This window comes from Yersinia antarctica (assembly GCF_056636475.1).
On record NZ_JBSJQF010000001.1, the window covers coordinates 4,248,196 to 4,266,546 of the forward strand.

An 18,351-nucleotide genomic window follows, 5' to 3' on the forward strand; every position below is an offset into this window, starting at 1 on the left:
GCGGTGGGGTTACCCCCGAAGAATTAATACAGACGAGTGCGGCGTGCGTTTTCGCGAGCCAATTTCTTCGCGTGACGTTTTACAGCAGAAGCTTTAGCGCGTTTACGTTCGGTAGTCGGTTTTTCATAGAACTCACGACGACGAACTTCAGCTAAAACACCCGCTTTTTCACAAGAGCGTTTGAAACGACGAAGAGCTACGTCGAATGGCTCGTTTTCACGTACTTTAATTACCGGCATGTGCCTCTCACCTCAATAGAAATCGGTTTGCTGCTGGCCAATCGCCAGCCTTCTCAAAATGGTGCGGAATTTTACTTCAATGGATGCTGCTTTGTAAAGCACCACAGCAAATTGAAACAGGCACGCCCCTGTGATGTCGCCCTCGTTCTTTACAAGAAAGTTGGTGCCGAGAGTGCGACGGCCGCTGATTATATACTAAACAAGGCTGTTGATCGAATTAATCAACACTCTTTTCAAATATGACCACTATCAACAACATTTAGGTGCTCAAAGCGTGAAAATGCCGTCTTTACCGTCAGAGATCATGACTGGCGGCGCTGTTATGCTAAACTATCGGCCGCACGTGAATGATGGGAAATGTAATGCGAGTTTTGGGTATAGAAACGTCCTGCGATGAAACCGGTATTGCAGTATATGACGATAAAGCCGGTCTGTTAGCTAACCAACTGTACAGTCAGGTTAAATTGCATGCTGATTATGGCGGTGTAGTGCCTGAGCTGGCTTCCCGTGATCATGTGCGCAAGACTGTACCGCTGATTCAGGCAGCATTGAAAGAAGCCAATCTGAGCGCTAAAGACATCGATGGTGTGGCGTATACCGCAGGCCCGGGTTTGGTTGGCGCATTGCTGGTCGGGGCGACAGTCGGCCGCGCATTGGCATTTGCGTGGGGGGTTCCGGCGGTGCCGGTCCACCATATGGAAGGCCACCTACTGGCACCGATGTTGGAAGAGAACGCACCAGAGTTCCCGTTTGTCGCTCTGCTGGTCTCTGGTGGTCACACTCAGCTAATCAGCGTGACCGGTATTGGTGAGTATCTGCTATTAGGGGAATCTGTCGATGATGCGGCAGGTGAAGCCTTTGATAAAACTGCAAAATTATTAGGCCTGGACTATCCTGGGGGGCCGATGCTGTCGCGTATGGCACAACAGGGTACGGCGGGTCGTTTTACTTTCCCGCGGCCAATGACCGATCGCCCTGGACTGGATTTCAGTTTTTCTGGTTTGAAAACGTTCGCCGCAAATACTATCCGTGCTAACGGTACCGATGATCAGACCCGTGCTGATATTGCCCGTGCATTTGAAGATGCAGTGGTTGATACGTTGGCGATTAAATCCAAACGAGCGCTGGATAAGACCGGCTTCAAACGTTTGGTCATTGCCGGTGGTGTCAGTGCAAACCGCACTTTACGTTCAAAATTGGCGGAGATGATGCAAAAACGGGGCGGTGAAGTATTCTATGCTCGGCCAGAGTTTTGTACTGATAATGGTGCAATGATCGCCTATGCTGGGTTGATCAGGCTGAAAAGTGGTGTGAGCAGTGAGTTGAGTGTTTCGGTTAGGCCGCGCTGGCCGTTAGCCGAGTTGCCGAAAGTCTGAGTGGGGCTGTGGCGGTGTTGCCGCGTCATCTCGTGATGCTCACATACTGATGTATGCTCCGCTCTCTCAATTCCTTGCGCCTTGCCTCGCTCCCGCTCAGCCATTCTAAGATTGGTGCCGAAAGTCTGAGCGAGGCTGCGGCGCTGTTGCCGCAGTCATTCAAAATGCTCATGGATGAGAGTCCACGCCGTTTTTTCATTCCTTGCGCCTTGCCTCGCTCCCGTTCAGTCATTCTCGTTTTGAGGAGAATCAATCTTCTTTCTCTTCCAACTCTGCGGCTTCTTCGGCCGGGGTTTTCTGCTTTTTCTTTCTGAGTTTATCCCAGATTTTACTTTCCTTGCCGCGCCATAAACGTTGAATGTTATCGTGGTGGCGCATCAAAATCAGGCAAGAGAGCATGGCGACTGGGAAGGTGAATTGAGGTTTAAACCACCAGACGTAGAAGGGCGCAATTAGCGCACTGATAATTGCGCCTAAAGATGAATACCCACTCAATAACACCGTCAACAACCAAGTACCGGTCATCAGACCGGTTAGATCCCAGCCGATAGGGGCGATGGCGCCAAAAGCAGTAGCAACGCCCTTGCCACCTTTAAAATGGAAAAAGACCGGATAGATGTGACCAAGACAAGCAGCGATAGCGGTCAAGCCAAGATACAGCGGGGAAACGTGCAGCAGGTAAGCAATCCAAACGGGTAACATGCCTTTCAGCACATCGAAAATCAGCACTGTTGCTGCGGCTGCTCGACCACCGATACGCAGCACGTTGGTCGCACCGGGATTACCGGAGCCATGTTCACGCGGATCTGGTAGCTTAGCAACCCGACACACCAGGATTGCACTGGAAATAGAGCCACACAAATACGCGAAGATAATCATGCCAAGCGCGATAGCACTCATAACACCGCCCTGTTGAATAATGATCGTTTTAATCGCAACATCAGTGGATAATACGCATATTCCGCTGGAAGTGGTATCCGGCAGGCGCAAAAACAGAGAATGACGTGATGGACATCGTATTTATTGAAGAACTTAGTGTCATAACCACCATCGGTGTTTATGACTGGGAGCAGACCATCCAGCAGAAGCTGGTGTTCGATATCGAAATGGGTTGGGATAATCGTAAAGCTGCTGCCAGCGATGATGTGAATGATTGCTTGAGCTATGCAGATATCAGTGATGCGGTGATACAACATGTAGAGTCACAGCGTTTTGCCTTGGTTGAGCGGGTGGCAGAAGAGATAGCCGAGCTGCTATTAGTCCGTTTCCAATCGCCGTGGGTGCGGATTAAAGTCAGTAAACCAGGGGCGGTGGCACAAGCCCGTAATGTCGGAGTGCTCATTGAACGTGGTCAACGACCTAACTGATTTTTTGTGTGTTGTGATGACATAAAAGTGCAACCCTGAATAGATAATGTAGTCTGATTGGTTGGTGTGATAATTATCGAGTTTGAACGGCATTGTTTTTTTAGCATATGGTTTTGTTAATCCTATGCTTTGTAACATTGCCGTTTTTTGTGTTTTCTATTACATGGCATTGGGTATCGTAGATGACGGATATGTATTCGCTGTTTGTGGCTGTTGTTTTAGGTGTGGTAGAGGGATTGACTGAGTTTTTACCCGTGTCATCCACTGGGCATATGATTATCGTCGGTGAGCTATTGGGCTTTACCGGCGACAAGGCAAAAACCTTTGAAGTTATCATTCAGTTAGGGTCGATTCTGGCGGTTGTCGTGGTGTTCTGGCGGCGGTTATTTGGCCTGATTGGTATCCATTTCGGCGCGGTACCTCATGAGGGGAAAACCAGCGGTCACCTGACTTTGGGCCATATTTTACTGGCAATGATCCCCGCCGTGGGGCTGGGGTTGGTATTCCATGACCTCATCAAATCGCTGTTTGATCCGAGAAATGTCATGTATGCCTTGGTTGCGGGTGGGGTGCTTTTGCTAGTCGCAGAATGGTTCAAACCTAAAAATCCTAAATCTGTTGGTTTGGATGATATTACTTACCGTCAGGCTTTCGCGATTGGCTGCTTCCAGTGTCTGGCGTTGTGGCCGGGGTTCTCCCGTTCTGGTGCCACCATTTCCGGCGGTATGTTGGTCGGTGTTAACCGTTATGCCGCGTCTGAGTTCTCCTTCATTCTCGCAGTGCCGATGATGATCGGGGCCAGTGGACTGGATCTTTATAAGAGCCTGCACTTCCTGACGCTGGGTGATTTACCGATGTTTGCCGTCGGATTTATCACGGCATTTATCGTGGCTCTGATTGCTATCAAAACCTTCCTTTCACTGATTAAACGTATCTCTTTTGTACCTTTCGCCATCTATCGCTTTGTGGTCGCGGCAGCCGTGTATTGGGTGTTTATGTAACATACCCGTTATACTTCAAGCTGCATGTGCGTTGGCTACGTTCATCACCCGAATCACTTACTCATGTAAGCTCATCGGGTTCTCTCGCTTGCCGCCTTCCTGCAACTCGAATTATTTAGGGTATAAAAAGTGCAGCGAAATATAAAAAAAGCCCTGATTAATCAGGGCTTTTTCGTTATGAATGGCTTTATTCTGACGCAATTACTTGAGTTTGTTTCCATTGGACTAATGCTTGTTGGCGGCGACGTTTAAGTTCGTCGCGAATGGCCAATCCTTGTAACCCGCTGGCGACTACTTCCTGCACTGATACGCTGCTGGCAATATGGAATGCGGCGCGCAAATAATCGCCCTGCGGATAAGGATTTTCTTCAAATCCGGTACGGCCTCGGGCATCAGCCTCACTGGTCATAATCATCTGCTCAAGACGTTCCGGTTTGCGCCACACATCAATGGCATCAAACAGTTTGAGTAGAGTTTCGGGGCGAAGCTTATTCACTGTATGGATAAGGTCATGGTATTCCGCCACCAGTTTCGCCAAGTCACGTATCGGATTAGGTACCCGTAAGCGCTGACATAACTGCTCAACCAATTTAACTCCAGCTGGGCCGTGGCCGTGATGGTGTGGCCAGAATTCTTTTGGTGTCAGACCTTTACCCAAATCATGGCAGAGAGCGGCAAAGCGGACATCAACCTCAGGGCTAAGTTGAGCCGCAATGGCTAATGTCATCAGCGTATGGATACCGGTATCAATTTCTGGATGCCACTTTTCGGGAGCTGGTACGCCAAATAAACGTTCAATTTCTGGAAATAGCACCGCCAGCGCACCGCAATCACGTAACACTTGAAAATAGATCTGCGGGCTTTGTGTTTTCAGCGCTTTCTCGGTCTCTTTCCATACTCGCTCTGGCGTCAGAGCCGATAGCTCGCCACTTTGTGCCATTGCTGCCATCAATGATTGAGTCTCAGCGGCGACGCTAAAACCTAAATGGGCAAAACGGGCAGCGAAACGGGCAACCCGCAGCACACGTAGTGGATCTTCGCCAAAGGCGTCGGAGACATGACGCAGTACTCTGTTTTCCAAATCTTGTTGGCCGTGGTAGGGGTCAATCAATTCCCCCTCGGCGCTACGGGCAATGGCATTGATGGTCAAATCGCGACGCAACAAATCCTCTTCCAGCGTGACATCTGGCGCGGCATAGCAGGTAAAACCGGTGTAACCTGCGCCGGATTTACGCTCGGTACGAGCTAGTGCGTATTCTTCATGGCTGACAGGGTGCAGAAACACGGGGAAGTCTTTACCAACCTGCTGATAGCCCTGTGTGAGTAACTGTTCCGGGGTGGATCCCACCACGACCCAATCCTGTTCGGTGACCGGCAGATTTAATAAGCTGTCGCGTACCGCGCCGCCGACCAGATAGATTTTCATATAAATCCTTCGTTCTTGACGTTGCAGCGTTGTTAGCTGCTCACTTGAATCACACTTTACCGCCTGGCGACAAAGGCTTGTTTCAGTATAGTTGGGGATGAGAATAGATTAAACAACCAGGCCACCCTGGCGGGCAGCCAAACGCGTCGATTTTACAGTCTTATTAAACGGCTATCAGTTCATCCAGCGATTGTTCTTTTTACGGCTTGGGATCAGATGTGGCAGTACCAGACCAAGGAGCAGGCCGATACCGGCAACACCGCCGCCGTACATAAACCATTGCAGGATAATGGTACGCTGTTTGTCATCTAATTGCAGATTCACAGCGCTGACTTTCTTCTGAGCAACCACTAACTGATTCTTTAGTGACTCGTTTTCTTTTTGCAGCTCGGAAATTACGCTGTCGCTGGCCGCGACCTTCTGTTGCATTTCAGCAGTGCGCTGATTCCAGCTATTATCAATATTAGCCAGCTTATCTGTCAGGATTTTGACTTGTTGTTCAAGGTCCGGTACCCGAATACGCAGACTTGGCGTTTCACTCAATTGATTCAGCGCGATCCAGGTGGTTTTCCCTTTACTGTCGCGGATTTGACCGTAATTTGTGCTGTCATCAACACTTATCAGGGCGACTTCATCTCCGCCTTTTAACGTGCCAACAATACGGTATTGGTTACCGGGACCGCTATGAACGTAGGTATCCAGCTCATCAGAGATGTAGCGTTTTTCTTCAGCGTGCGCGCCCCAGGAGATACTGAGACTTAGCATCGCGAGGCAAATTAGGCGTATTTTCAGCATTAGAGAGTCATTTATGAGTGAATTTATGGAACGATAGTAGTGTGTTCAGTTTGCCGACGCAACGCATAAACCGGAATGAGAACTATCTTACTCTCATAGCCAGCGCGGCTTTAGCCACTTTGTTGTTCATTTTAACCACGCTGAAAATTTGTCTTATGAAGCCTTATGGCAGACCTGTTAAAATAGAGGCTGACTCGGGGTAGCCACGCGGTTTTTTTGTGTAAAATAGCGAAGTCTGTGTAAAACAGGCAAACCGCCGCGAAAGAGGCATAATGCCCGTAAACTCGCAACATACCGGTGTGAATGAAATTATGACCGTTGAAATAGAATTAAAATTTATTGCTACTCCTGCGGCCATTGCCGCTTTGCCCGAGCGGCTTACATCCTGGCAAAGCCAGCATTCTGCGCCGCAGACGCTGACCAATATCTATTTTGAAACTGCCGATAAGCGGCTGCGCCAACATGATATTGGCTTACGTATCCGTGGTTATGATGGCCGTTACGAAATGACGGTTAAGACCGGCGGTAAAGTGGTCGGTGGTTTACATCAACGCCCTGAATACAATGTTGATATTGATAGTGACCAATTGGATTTGGCGCGTTTCCCTGCCGATATCTGGCCGAACGGTTGGGTGATTGAGACATTACAAGCAGAACTACAGCCGCTATTCCGTACGGATTTTACTCGAGAGAAGTGGGTAATTACTTACGGCGAGAGCGAGATAGAGCTTGCTGTTGATCAAGGCACTATCAGTGCCGGTGAGCTGTCGGAACCCTTGCACGAAATTGAGCTGGAACTGAAAAAAGGCAATCAGGCAGATTTGCTGGCATTGGCCGCAGAACTGGCACAAATTGGCGGTTTACGGCAGGGCAATCTGAGTAAAGCAGCCCGTGGCTATCATTTAGCACAAGGCAATCCACCTCGTGAATTGCGCCCGTTACTGGTGTTGCAGCCAGCGGCCAAATCCACCGTTGAGCAAGGTATGGTCGCAGGGCTGGAGATGGCCCTGGACCATTGGCAATACCATGAAGAGCTGTGGTTACGTGGCGAACCGGCCGCTAAAGCTATGATCATTGAAGCATTGGCAATGGTGCGTCAGTCATTAGCTATTTTTGGTGGTTTGGTCCCGCGCAAAGCCAGTACTGAATTGCGTGCCGGGCTGCTGGCGCTTGAACCGCAGTTAGAACCGAAGAATGTCGATGCTGAGCAGCTTTGCTATAGCAGTGATTACCTAAAATGTAAGTTAGCGCTCACATCTTGGCTGGTTACCTCTGGCTGGCGGCCATTTATGGATGCCAAAGCACAGACCAAGTTTGAAGGGTCATTCAAACGCTTCTGCGACATCATGTTGAGCCGCAGCGCTGCTGATCTGAAAGACGCTTTTGGCCAGCATCTGGATGACGATGGTTATTTGGCGCAACTCCCTCGCTTGAACCGGCAGATCATGTCTTTCCAATTGCTCTCAGGCTTCTATCCGCAGAGTGAATGGTTGCCGTATATCGATGGCTGGTTTGGTTTACAGCAGGAGATTATGCACCGTCAGGGTCACTGGCGTGATACCGCCCGTAAGGAAGCGCTTGCGCAGGCAGCCTTTTGGTTGAACGGTGCTGCTAGTTAATAGATAGCAGCTTGAGGAATGCTTTATGTTGCCACTCTCTTCGGATTTACAGATTCAGGCGCAGAATATACGACAGCGCTTTTATGAGTTACCGGCTCCGCCAGATTTACACGAGGAAGATATCTCTGTGCTGGCGTTGAGTGATTTTGTCAGTGATATGTTACTGATTCACCCTGAGTGGCTGGAGGAGTTGCATCAGCAACCCCCGCAACCGCAGGAGTGGCAATTTTATCCACAATGGTTAAATCTGGCGTTGGCCGAGGTACATGACGAAGCGGCATTATTAGCCGCATTGCGGCTGTTTCGCCGCCGGATGATGGTACGCATCGCCTGGTCACAAACACAGCAAACCAGTGTGACTACTGAGACCTTGCAACAACTGAGCGGGTTGGCTGAAAGCCTGATTTTGGCGGCGCGCGATTGGCTGTACCAGGCTTGTTGCCGTGAGTTCGGTACCCCCTCTAATGCCGAGGGGGTACCGCAGCCGCTGCTGATTTTGGGCATGGGCAAGTTAGGCGGCGGTGAACTGAATTTCTCCTCTGATATCGATCTGATTTTTGCCTACCCAGAAAACGGCCAGACCCAGGGTGGGCGTCGCCAGTTGGATAATGCCCAGTTCTTTACCCGCTTGGGGCAACGGCTGATTAAAGCGTTGGATCAGCAAACCATTGATGGTTTTGTCTATCGGGTGGATATGCGTCTACGCCCGTTTGGTGACAGTGGCCCGCTGGTACTGAGTTTTGCCGCGCTGGAGGATTATTACCAAGAGCAAGGGCGCGACTGGGAACGCTATGCGATGGTTAAGGCACGTTTGATGGGCGGGGCTGAAGACCACTACAGTAAAGAGCTGCGCCAGATGCTGCGGCCCTTCGTCTTCCGCCGCTATATCGATTTCAGCGTGATCCAATCGCTACGTAACATGAAAGGGATGATTGCCCGTGAGGTCCGGCGGCGTGGCCTGAAAGACAACATTAAGCTGGGGGCCGGCGGTATTCGTGAAATCGAATTTATCACGCAGGTATTTCAGCTTATTCGTGGCGGCCGTGAACCGCGCCTGCAAGAGCGGGCTTTACTGCCGACGTTGCAGGCAGTCGCCGAGCTGGGTTTATTGCCACCACAACAAGTGAACGACCTCAGCAGCAGTTATCTGTTTTTGCGCCGTTTGGAAAATCTGCTGCAAGCTATTGCTGATGAGCAAACCCAAACGTTACCCGGTGATGCACTGAATCAGGCCCGATTGGCTTGGGGCATGGGGTATACCGACTGGATAGAAATGAGTGCTGCACTGGAACACCATATGCAGGCGGTACGGTTGGTATTTGACGACCTGATTGGCGATGATACTCCCGATATCGGTGAAGATCCTCGTCATGGTTTGTATAAAAGCTTATGGCAGGATGTGCTCGAAGAGAGTGATTTAGCCCCTTTGACGCCACATTTAGACGAACCAGCCCGCCGGCAGTTGTTGACGACGATTAATGATTTCCGCCATGACGTTGATAAACGCACCATTGGTCCTCGGGGCCGTGAGGTGCTGGATCAACTGATGCCGCGCTTGTTCTCCGAGGTTTGCTCGCGCCCGGACGCCAATGTCGCCCTCAGCCGCTTGATTCAGTTGCTGCTCAGTATCCTTACCCGCACCACTTATCTCGAATTACTGGTGGAATATCATGCGGCACTAAAACATGTTATTCGCCTGTGTTCTGCCTCGCCGATGGTGGCCAGTCAATTGGCCCGCTACCCGCTGTTATTGGATGAGTTGCTTGATCCGCAATCGTTCTATCAACCACTGGAACCCGGTGCTTATCGCGATGAATTGCGCCAATACTTATTGCGGGTGCCGGAGGATGACGAAGAGCAGCAACTCGAGGCGTTGCGTCAATTTAAGCAAGCCCAGCAATTGCGTATTGCTGCTGGTGATATCACCGAGGCACTGCCGGTAATGAAAGTGAGCGATCACTTAACTTATCTGGCAGAGGCCATGATTGATGCGGTTATTCAGCAAGCCTGGGGGCAGATGGTGGCTCGCTATGGCCAGCCGAGCCATCTACAGCACCGAGAAGGCCGTGGTTTCGCCGTGATTGGTTATGGCAAGTTGGGGGGCTGGGAGCTAGGTTACAGCTCAGATTTGGATCTGGTGTTCTTGCTCGATTGCCCGCTGGATGTGATGACTGATGGCGAGCGTAGCATCGACGGCCGTCAGTTCTACCTGCGTTTGGCTCAGCGGGTGATGCATTTGTTCAGCACCCGCACCTCGTCAGGCATTTTATATGAAGTGGATGCTCGCCTACGGCCATCAGGTGAGGCGGGCATGCTGGTCAGCACCGTTGAAGCTTTCGCCGATTACCAACAGCATGAGGCTTGGACTTGGGAGCATCAGGCACTGGTTCGCGCCCGCATCGTTTATGGTGATCCTCAATTGCATCAACAGTTTGATACCATCCGCCAGCAAATTCTGTGCCGCCACCGAGAAGACCCACAATTGCAGCAGGAAGTGCGCGAAATGCGAGAGAAAATGCGCAACCATCTGGGCAGCAAACAGCGTGGTATCTTTGATATTAAGGCTGATGAGGGGGGGATTACCGATATTGAGTTTATCGCGCAATATCTGGTGTTGCGCTATGCGGCCAGCGAGCCACGGTTGACCCGTTGGTCAGATAATGTACGCATTTTTGAGTTGATGGCTAATTACGACATCATGGCACCGCAAGAGGCAGCAGCACTGACCCGTGCTTATGTCACCATGCGTGATGAGATTCATCACCTGGCATTGCAGGAGCTATCCAGTAAGGTTTCTGCTGACAGTTTTATCACCGAAAGAGAGCAAGTTGCTGCCAGTTGGCGAAAATGGCTGGTGACGTCAGATATTGTTGCCAGCGAATAAGATAAAGTGCAGCAGTGCCCGTTATGACTGGGTACGTCGGTTATTAATAGTATGCAAGGTGTCTGTGATATTATCCGGCACCACATATATTCGTCATACTTCAAGCTGCATGTGTGTTGGCCGCGCTCAATCGCCCGAATCACTTACTGGTCTTGACCTTAAGAAATAAGTAAGCTCGTCGGGATTCACTCGCTTGCCGCCTTCCTGCAACTCGAATTATTTAGAGTATAACAAACACAAAATTGGAGCGAAGAGATGTGTGTTTTCGGGGTTAATAACAGCTCACTTTGGGGGGCTAACGTATGAAAGTCACGCTGCCTGATTTTCGCCGCGCCGGTGTATTAGTCGTTGGTGATGTCATGTTAGACCGCTATTGGTATGGGCCAACCAGCCGGATCTCACCAGAAGCACCGGTGCCAGTTGTTAAAGTTGATACCATCGAAGAGCGCCCCGGTGGTGCTGCAAACGTGGCGATGAACATCGCATCCCTTGGCGCTATCTCTCGTTTAGTTGGGTTGACCGGCATCGACGATGCTGCGCGGGCGCTGACCAACAAGCTGAATGAAGTACAGGTGCGCTGCGACTTTGTTTCGGTGCCTACCCATCCAACGATTACCAAATTGCGGGTACTTTCCCGTAATCAGCAGTTGATCCGTCTGGATTTTGAAGAAGGTTTTGACGGTGTTGATCCGCAACCTATCTTTGATCGCATCCAGCAGGCGCTGCCACAGATTGGCGCACTGGTGTTATCCGATTATGCCAAAGGTGCATTGAACAGTGTGCAGCCGATGATCCAACTGGCACGTAATGCGAAAGTTCCAGTACTTATCGATCCTAAAGGCAGCGATTTTGAGCGTTATCGCGGCGCAACACTGTTAACCCCTAACTTATCTGAATTTGAAGCCGTCGTCGGTCACTGTAAAAATGAAGAAGAACTGGTCAGCCGTGGCATGAAGCTGGTGGCTGACTTTGAGCTTTCAGCTCTGTTGGTGACTCGCTCCGAACAAGGGATGACACTGCTACAACCGGGGAAACCCCCATTACATCTACCCACTCAGGCGCAGGAAGTGTTCGATGTGACCGGTGCGGGTGATACGGTGATTGGGGTATTGGCTGCGGCACTGGCTGCGGGTAATACGCTTGAAGAGTCATGCTTCCTGGCTAATGCTGCCGCCGGTGTCGTTGTTGGTAAGTTAGGTACCTCAACGGTTTCACCGATTGAGCTGGAAAATGCCATCCGTGGTCGTGCGGAAACCGGTTTTGGGGTGATGGATGAGCAACAACTGAAAAAAGCCGTTGCGCAGGCCCGTCAGCGTGGTGAAAAAGTGGTCATGACCAATGGCATTTTTGACATTCTCCATGCGGGTCATGTCTCTTATTTGGTTAACGCCCGTAAGCTGGGTGACCGCCTGATTGTGGCAGTGAACAGCGATGCCTCTACCAAACGCTTGAAAGGCGAAAAACGGCCAGTTAACCCACTTGATCAGCGCATGATTGTATTAGGTGCGTTGGAAGCTGTGGATTGGGTGGTGCCGTTTGAAGAAGATACGCCGCAGCGCTTAATTGCCGATATTCTGCCGGATTTGCTGGTAAAAGGTGGTGATTATAAGCCGGATGAGATCGCGGGCAGTGCCGAGGTTTGGGCCGCAGGCGGTGAGGTTAAAGTACTGAATTTTGAAGATGGAGTTTCCACCACCAATATTATTCAGTCAATCAAGAATGGCCGAGGCTAGTAGGTGGGTGGACTAAAACAGGAGTTGAGTCTGGCACAGGGAGTCGGGTTGCTGTCCACTTCACTGCTGGGAACGGGCGTTTTTGCCGTTCCTGCATTGGCGGCGATGCTGGCCGGAGACGACAGTCTATGGGCCTGGCCGATATTAATTATACTGGTTTTCCCGATTGCTATCGCGTTTGCTGCGCTAGGCCGCCATTTCCCTAGTGCCGCAGGGGCGGCCCACTTTGTGACAATGGCCTTTGGCCCGAAGTTGGGGAATGTCACTGGTTGGCTATTCTTGTCTGTTATTCCTGTTGGTTTACCCGCCGCCTTGCAAATTGCTGCCGGTTTCTGGCAGGCAACATTCGGCTGGAGCGATACTGGGTTGCTGATGGTGCAACTGGTCACTTTGCTGGTTATTTGGTTGCTTGGCACGCGCAGTGCAGGTTCCAGCGCCAATGTGCAAACATTGATAGCATTACTGGTCATTGCGCTGGTGGTGGCTATTTGGTGGCAGGGTGAGATTCATCCATCACAGATACCTTGGCCAAAGCTACAAGATATTTCTCCGCCGAATATGTTCAACGCGTTGGCCGTAATGTTCTGGTGTTTTGTCGGATTAGAAGCCTTTGCACATTTGGCGACAGAATTCCGCCATCCCGAACGTGATTTCCCACGCGCACTGATCGTTGGCTTACTCGTTGCTGGTGCGGTGTATTGGGGCTGTACCGTGGCGGTGTTGCATTTCCATGCTTATGGCGAACAACAGGCGGCTGCGGCGTCGTTGCCGGGCATTGTAGTGCAACTTTTTGGTCAGCATGCACTGTGGATAGCGTGCATTATTGGCTATCTGGCCTGTTTTGCCAGCGTCAATATCTATACCCAGAGTTTTGCCCGCATGGTGTGGTCGCAGGCGCAGGTTCGGCCTGAAAGCAAACTTGCGCAGCTTTCTGCCGGGCAAACGCCGGTTAACGCACTTACTGCCGTGGTGGGGAGTTGCCTGGTATTTGCGTTACTGATTTATTGGCTATCGCTGCCACTGGACCTGCTGATTGTTTATGCCAATGGCATTTTTGTGCTGATTTATTTGCTATGTATGCTGGCGGGGATTCGCTTATTGAGCGGGCGCTCGCGGGTGATGTCGGTGATTGGCAGTATTCTGTGTTGTGTATTGCTGGTGATGATAGGTTGGAAAAGCTTATACGCTTTACTGATGTTTTTCCTATTGTGGGTGCTGCTTTCCAGAATGCGGCCAGCGGCGATATCCTCGTAAACTCAGGGCGCGATATCGAACTGCGCCCTGATTATCACTACTGACATGCGACCAAGCGTTACTCGCCGGTTTTGTCATCACCGCTGTTATCATCAATAACGGCTGGGACGTTGTTGAATTTGGCTTCCAGCTCTGTCACGCGTTGTTCCAGTAACGCCAGTTTTTCTCTGGTGCGTAGTAACACTTGAGTTTGTACGTCGAACTCTTCACGATTAACCAAATCCAGTCGTGTTAATTGCGATTGCAGCACCAGACGAATTTTCTTTTCGACGTCTTCCCCGAATTCGCGAATTCCTTTCGGCATAGACTCATGCACCTGGCGGGCGATTTGTTCAATTTTTTTCGGGTCAATCATGATATTTCCCTAATGAGATGGATTACTGCTTATTAGTGTAATGCCTCACGTTGATTGTATAAACCTCCAAACATCTACATTTTGGTAATTGCCCAGACGAATCAATAGCGCTATAGTCATAGGGCTTATTCTCAGGGCGGGGTGCAAGTCCCCACCGGCGGTAAATTGTGGTGCGGCATATCTGTGTCGTGGTGCAAAAGCCCGCGAGCGCTCACGTTGTTTCTCTTGTTAAAGAGGGCAAGGTAGAGGTCAGCAGACCCGGTGTGATTCCGGGGCCGACGGTTATAGTCCGGATGGGAGAGAGTAACGGTATCTGCCGGGCTTATAGCTCGCTTGCGTTATTTCGGCTATTTCTATTTATATATGAAGCAATGTTATATATGAAAGAGTGGCCTTTTACTCCTCAAGACCGCCCTGATTCTGGTAATCCATAATTTTAATGAGGTTTTTTACCATGAATCAGACCCTTCTATCAGATTTTGGCACGCCTGTTGAGCGTGTAGAACGTGCTGTCGACGCGCTGCGTAATGGCCGTGGCGTTATGGTGTTAGACGACGAAAGTCGAGAAAACGAAGGTGATATCGTCTTTGCAGCTGAAGCAATGACTGTTGAACAAATGGCACTGACCATCCGCCACGGTAGTGGCATTGTGTGTCTGTGTATCACTGACGAACGCCGCCAGCAGCTTGATTTGCCGATGATGGTGACCAATAACTCCAGCCAGTTCCAGACGGCATTTACCGTGACAATTGAAGCGGCTAAAGGTGTTACGACCGGCGTTTCTGCGGCTGACCGTTTGACGACTATTCGTGCGGCCATTGCTGACAACGCTAAACCTGCTGATCTTAACCGCCCGGGCCATGTATTCCCGCTGCGTGGTCAGGTAGGCGGCGTATTATCGCGTCGTGGTCATACCGAAGCCTCTATCGATTTGGCAACACTGGCGGGCTACAAGCCAGCAGGTGTGTTGTGTGAACTGACTAATGACGATGGCAGCATGGCCCATGCACCAGAGGTTATTGAGTTCGCTAAATTGCATGATATGCCGGTAGTGACAATTGATGACCTGGCTGATTACCTCCAGTCTCAGGCAAGAAAAGCCAGCTAATAGAGTGGCGATATCAATGGATATTGCCTGCTGATGGTGTTGGTTTAAACACCGGGTTGCCTCTATTTTCCTGAATAGAGTGCGGCCCGGTTATTTCCTATCATGTCTTGACCCCTAAGTTAACCCTTCTCTGACTTTCCCCATTCAATTTTATTGAATATCTTCATCACTGTTATCTGGCTGTGCAATGAAAAAAAAGCGCGTAATGTATTTCTTATGATTTCAAGCGCCATTTTCTCTCTTAACAGTAAGGATTTCTTATGAACAGCTCTCGTATGCCTGCACTGTTTCTCGGCCACGGTAGCCCGATGAACGTGCTGGAAGAAAACAGTCACACTCAGGCATGGCGTACGTTGGGTGAGACTTTACCGCGTCCTAAGGCGATTCTGGCCGTCTCCGCCCACTGGTATACCCGTGGTACCGCAGTGACGGCAATGGAGCAACCTCGGACTATCCATGATTTTGGTGGATTCCCTCAGGCGTTATTTGATACCGAATATCCAGCGCCGGGTTCACCGGATCTGGCAGCACAAGTTCAGCAATTATTGGCACCTATCGTTGTGCGGGCTGATACCAGTGAATGGGGATTGGACCACGGTAGCTGGGGGGTATTGATTAAAATGTACCCTGAGGCTGATATTCCGGTGGTGCAATTGAGTATTGATGGTACGCAACCGGCGGCTTATCACTATGAGTTAGGTCGCAAGCTGGCAGTGCTGCGGGAGCAGGGCGTGATGATTGTCGCCAGCGGAAACGTCGTGCATAACTTGCGTATGGTTAGATGGCAGGGTGATAGCAGTCCTTATCCTTGGGCTGAATCTTTCAATCAATTTGTGCGAGACAACCTTAACTATCAAGGTGATAACCATCCTTTAGTGAACTTTATGCAACATGAAGGGGCTGCGCTATCTAATCCGTCACCAGAGCATTATCTACCACTTTTGTATGTGTTGGGGAGCTGGGACGGCGTCGAGCCGATTTCGATTCCCACTGATGGGATTGAGATGGGATCGCTCAGTATGTTGTCGGTAAGAATTGGATAGTTCGACGTTATAAAAAGAAAGGTTTGAACTGATAAAGTCAGCGAGCCAGGGGGTGACCACTCCTACGGGCGTTCAGGCGGTTTACACACTTGTATTTGAAACTAAAAGTAGCCCCAACGGAGTGTTTCCCCTTCATTTGACCTTGTCAGCAGTCTGAGGGAAAGCGAGTGCTTTCCCTTAAATTATGCGCAGCCTTAGCCCAAAATAATATGCGGGTAAAAACGCGACAGATCTTGGGTAATCAGTTCTCTGTCTTCACGCAAACCAATGCCACAGGGTTGATCATTCACTAGCCAGCTACCTATCAGGGTATAGCTGTCGCCGAACTTAGGCAGCGGATGGAATTGCTGCACAATCATGCCTTCTTCCCCGTATGGCCCGTCAACTCGGGCAACTTCTTTACCGTTTTCCACTATCTGGATATTGGCACCTTCCCGTGAGAACAGCGGCTTGGTGACATAATGGTCCATCTTCGGATGGTCATCTTCGGCAAAGTAAGCAGGCAACAGGTTAGGGTGATTTGGGAACATCTCCCACAGCAGCGGCAATAAGGCTTTATTAGAGATTATGCTCTTCCACGCAGGTTCCAGCCAGCGCACGCCAGCATCTTCCAACTTGGTTGAGAACATTTCACGGAACATAAACTCCCACGGATAGAGTTTGAACAAATTACTGATAACCTGATTATCCAGGTCAGTAAATTGGCCTTTCTCTCCTAAGCCGATCTCTTCCATAAACATGAATTCAGTTGGCAGACCTGCTTCCAGCGCGCAATCTTGCAAATATTGCACCGTGCCACGATCTTCTTCACTGTCCTGACAGCAGGCCAGATGCAGTAAGCTAAAACCATGGTTATCACGCAGGTCGACAAAGCGCTCAATCAACTTCTCTTGCATGCTGTTGTATTGATCAGAATCCTGACTCAAATTGCCTGCGTTGATCTGATCTTCCAACCATAACCATTGGAAAAAGGCGGCTTCATACAATGACGTTGGGGTGTCCGCATTGTTTTCCAGCAGTTTTGCTGGATTGATGCCGTCATAGGCCAGATCAAGGCGAGAATAGAGCGATGGCTGATGAGTTTTCCATGAGCTACGAACAAAATCCCAGCAGTGTTTTGGAATGCGGAATTTTGCCATCAGTTGATCGCTATTCACCACTTTCTCAACCACTTGCAGACACATCTGATGCAATTCTGCGGTAGTTTCTTCCAGCTCTTCAATCTGTGCCAGTGTGAATTCGTAATACGCATCCTCACACCAGTACGGCTCGCCATACATGGTGTGGAAACGGAAACCGAATTCAGTGGCTTTCTCGCGCCAGTCTGGGCGTTCGCTAATCGCTAAACGTTTCATTAATCAGACCTTAACCACCCATGCTGCGTGTGCTGGTTTTAGATGATGTCGCGGCACTACGTTGCATAGAAGACTGCTTAGCCACGGACTCACCAAAGCCACCACGAGTGATAGTGTTGGTTACCGCAGGCTTGGGTGCCATGGCGGTTCTTGGCACGTTCATGGTGCGGCCAGTGGTGGCTGAACCAAAGTTTTTACCTGTCGCATCAACAAACTTGCCATTCGCTGGGCTATTTGGCGCTTTCGATGTGAATAGTGGCTGGCTTGCACCACCGCCCATCATCCGGCCCATCATATAACCGGCCATTAATGGCATCCACATACTGCCACTTTGTTGTGGTGCGGCCGCCGTGGTTTCGCCAGAAGATGATGAAGATGTTGGTACCATGCCAGCTTGAGCAGGAGCCTGAGTACACTGAGATTCACCAAACTCTGCCACACAGTCTTCGCGGGTCGCATATTTTGGTGCAGTTTTAGCCGCTTCTTGTAATGCCGTGTTGTAAGCGGTGGTACATTCCGCGCTCTTGGACGGATTCGCCTGAGAGCAATCATCAGCATTTTGATACAAAGAGACGGTTTCATCGGTTTTTTCACAGCCAGCCAGCATAAATACAGCACTGACAGCTAAAGCTACGGGCGCAAGACGGTAATTGCGCCAGGATTTACGGAAAGTCTCTTGATTGATGTTTTGAGTCCGTTTCATCATTATTTATCTCATTTCAGGGCTTTTGTGCCCTTTCCCAGTAAGTACGCTCTAGAATAGGGGAAAGATGTACGAAATTAAAGCGTGGGGGCT

General features: G+C 50.1%; 16 protein-coding genes and 1 riboswitch. Of the genes, 9 read left to right on the plus strand and 7 right to left on the minus strand.

Translation table 11 applies throughout. The annotated features are described in order from the left end of the window. Positions 1–23: 23 nt before the first annotated feature. The gene (gene rpsU, locus ACWJJO_RS19705) at positions 24–239 is read right to left on the minus strand and encodes a 30S ribosomal protein S21 (RefSeq protein ID WP_001144069.1); all 216 of its coding nucleotides are present in this window, start codon (positions 237–239) and stop codon (positions 24–26) included. Positions 240–601: 362 nt separating this feature from the next. Between rpsU and tsaD the strand changes: the two genes are divergently transcribed. After that, positions 602–1,615, plus strand: coding sequence for a tRNA (adenosine(37)-N6)-threonylcarbamoyltransferase complex transferase subunit TsaD (gene tsaD, locus ACWJJO_RS19710; protein WP_083162364.1), 1,014 nt, complete (start codon positions 602–604; stop codon positions 1,613–1,615). Between the two features lie 249 nt (positions 1,616–1,864). On the opposite strand, the gene plsY is transcribed toward tsaD, so the two are convergent. After that, a complete protein-coding gene (gene plsY, locus ACWJJO_RS19715) occupies positions 1,865–2,515 on the minus strand; it encodes a glycerol-3-phosphate 1-O-acyltransferase PlsY (RefSeq protein ID WP_032911234.1) in 651 nt (216 codons plus the stop codon). Between the two features lie 107 nt (positions 2,516–2,622). Between plsY and folB the strand changes: the two genes are divergently transcribed. Together folB and bacA are read left to right on the plus strand one after the other, a co-directional pair. Continuing rightward, positions 2,623–2,982 carry a bifunctional dihydroneopterin aldolase/7,8-dihydroneopterin epimerase gene (gene folB, locus ACWJJO_RS19720; RefSeq protein WP_050086684.1) on the plus strand — a complete coding sequence of 120 codons (360 nt, stop codon included), beginning with the start codon at positions 2,623–2,625 and terminating at the stop codon, positions 2,980–2,982. 182 nt (positions 2,983–3,164) lie between these two features. Next, on the plus strand, positions 3,165–3,983 hold the full coding sequence (gene bacA / locus ACWJJO_RS19725; RefSeq protein WP_083162366.1) for an undecaprenyl-diphosphate phosphatase: 819 nt from the start codon (positions 3,165–3,167) through the stop codon (positions 3,981–3,983). A 187-nt stretch (positions 3,984–4,170) separates the two neighbouring features. Here the strand turns inward: bacA and ACWJJO_RS19730 are convergent, their stop codons facing one another. Both ACWJJO_RS19730 and ACWJJO_RS19735 read right to left on the minus strand, forming a co-directional pair. Then, on the minus strand, positions 4,171–5,409 hold the full coding sequence (locus ACWJJO_RS19730; RefSeq protein WP_083162368.1) for a multifunctional CCA addition/repair protein: 1,239 nt from the start codon (positions 5,407–5,409) through the stop codon (positions 4,171–4,173). Between the two features lie 174 nt (positions 5,410–5,583). Further along, positions 5,584–6,204 carry a TIGR04211 family SH3 domain-containing protein gene (locus ACWJJO_RS19735; protein ID WP_083162370.1) on the minus strand — a complete coding sequence of 207 codons (621 nt, stop codon included), beginning with the start codon at positions 6,202–6,204 and terminating at the stop codon, positions 5,584–5,586. Positions 6,205–6,515: 311 nt separating this feature from the next. Here ACWJJO_RS19735 and ACWJJO_RS19740 point away from each other — a divergent pair, with 311 nt between their 5' ends. The 4 genes from ACWJJO_RS19740 (at position 6,516) to yjeH (ending at position 13,694) form a co-directional block, all read left to right on the plus strand. Continuing rightward, a complete protein-coding gene (locus tag ACWJJO_RS19740; RefSeq protein ID WP_372569920.1) occupies positions 6,516–7,823 on the plus strand; it encodes a CYTH domain-containing protein in 1,308 nt (435 codons plus the stop codon). Positions 7,824–7,848: 25 nt separating this feature from the next. Then, positions 7,849–10,707 (plus strand): bifunctional [glutamate--ammonia ligase]-adenylyl-L-tyrosine phosphorylase/[glutamate--ammonia-ligase] adenylyltransferase, encoded by a 2,859-nt coding sequence (gene glnE / locus ACWJJO_RS19745; RefSeq protein WP_481091439.1) that lies wholly within the window; start codon positions 7,849–7,851, stop codon positions 10,705–10,707. 302 nt (positions 10,708–11,009) lie between these two features. Beyond that, on the plus strand, positions 11,010–12,440 hold the full coding sequence (gene hldE, locus ACWJJO_RS19750; RefSeq protein WP_481091440.1) for a bifunctional D-glycero-beta-D-manno-heptose-7-phosphate kinase/D-glycero-beta-D-manno-heptose 1-phosphate adenylyltransferase HldE: 1,431 nt from the start codon (positions 11,010–11,012) through the stop codon (positions 12,438–12,440). A gap of 3 nt (positions 12,441–12,443) precedes the next feature. Next, positions 12,444–13,694, plus strand: a complete 1,251-nt coding sequence (gene yjeH / locus ACWJJO_RS19755; protein ID WP_083162374.1) for an L-methionine/branched-chain amino acid transporter — start codon at positions 12,444–12,446, stop codon at positions 13,692–13,694. Positions 13,695–13,752: 58 nt separating this feature from the next. Here the strand turns inward: yjeH and ubiK are convergent, their stop codons facing one another. Then, positions 13,753–14,049 (minus strand): ubiquinone biosynthesis accessory factor UbiK, encoded by a 297-nt coding sequence (ubiK, locus tag ACWJJO_RS19760; protein WP_083162376.1) that lies wholly within the window; start codon positions 14,047–14,049, stop codon positions 13,753–13,755. A 123-nt stretch (positions 14,050–14,172) separates the two neighbouring features. After that, positions 14,173–14,358, plus strand: a riboswitch (FMN riboswitch). Between the two features lie 145 nt (positions 14,359–14,503). Between ubiK and ribB the strand changes: the two genes are divergently transcribed. Then, positions 14,504–15,157, plus strand: coding sequence for a 3,4-dihydroxy-2-butanone-4-phosphate synthase (ribB, locus tag ACWJJO_RS19765; RefSeq protein WP_083162378.1), 654 nt, complete (start codon positions 14,504–14,506; stop codon positions 15,155–15,157). A 260-nt stretch (positions 15,158–15,417) separates the two neighbouring features. Further along, positions 15,418–16,200 carry a 4,5-DOPA-extradiol-dioxygenase gene (ygiD, locus tag ACWJJO_RS19770; protein WP_083162379.1) on the plus strand — a complete coding sequence of 261 codons (783 nt, stop codon included), beginning with the start codon at positions 15,418–15,420 and terminating at the stop codon, positions 16,198–16,200. Between the two features lie 194 nt (positions 16,201–16,394). On the opposite strand, the gene ACWJJO_RS19775 is transcribed toward ygiD, so the two are convergent. Then, entirely contained in the window at positions 16,395–17,555 is a 1,161-nt protein-coding gene (locus ACWJJO_RS19775; RefSeq protein ID WP_083162380.1) for a glutathionylspermidine synthase family protein, read from the minus strand. 10 nt (positions 17,556–17,565) lie between these two features. Then, on the minus strand, positions 17,566–18,258 hold the full coding sequence (locus ACWJJO_RS19780) for a DUF1190 family protein (protein WP_083164047.1): 693 nt from the start codon (positions 18,256–18,258) through the stop codon (positions 17,566–17,568). Between the last annotated feature and the right edge of the window lie 93 nt (positions 18,259–18,351).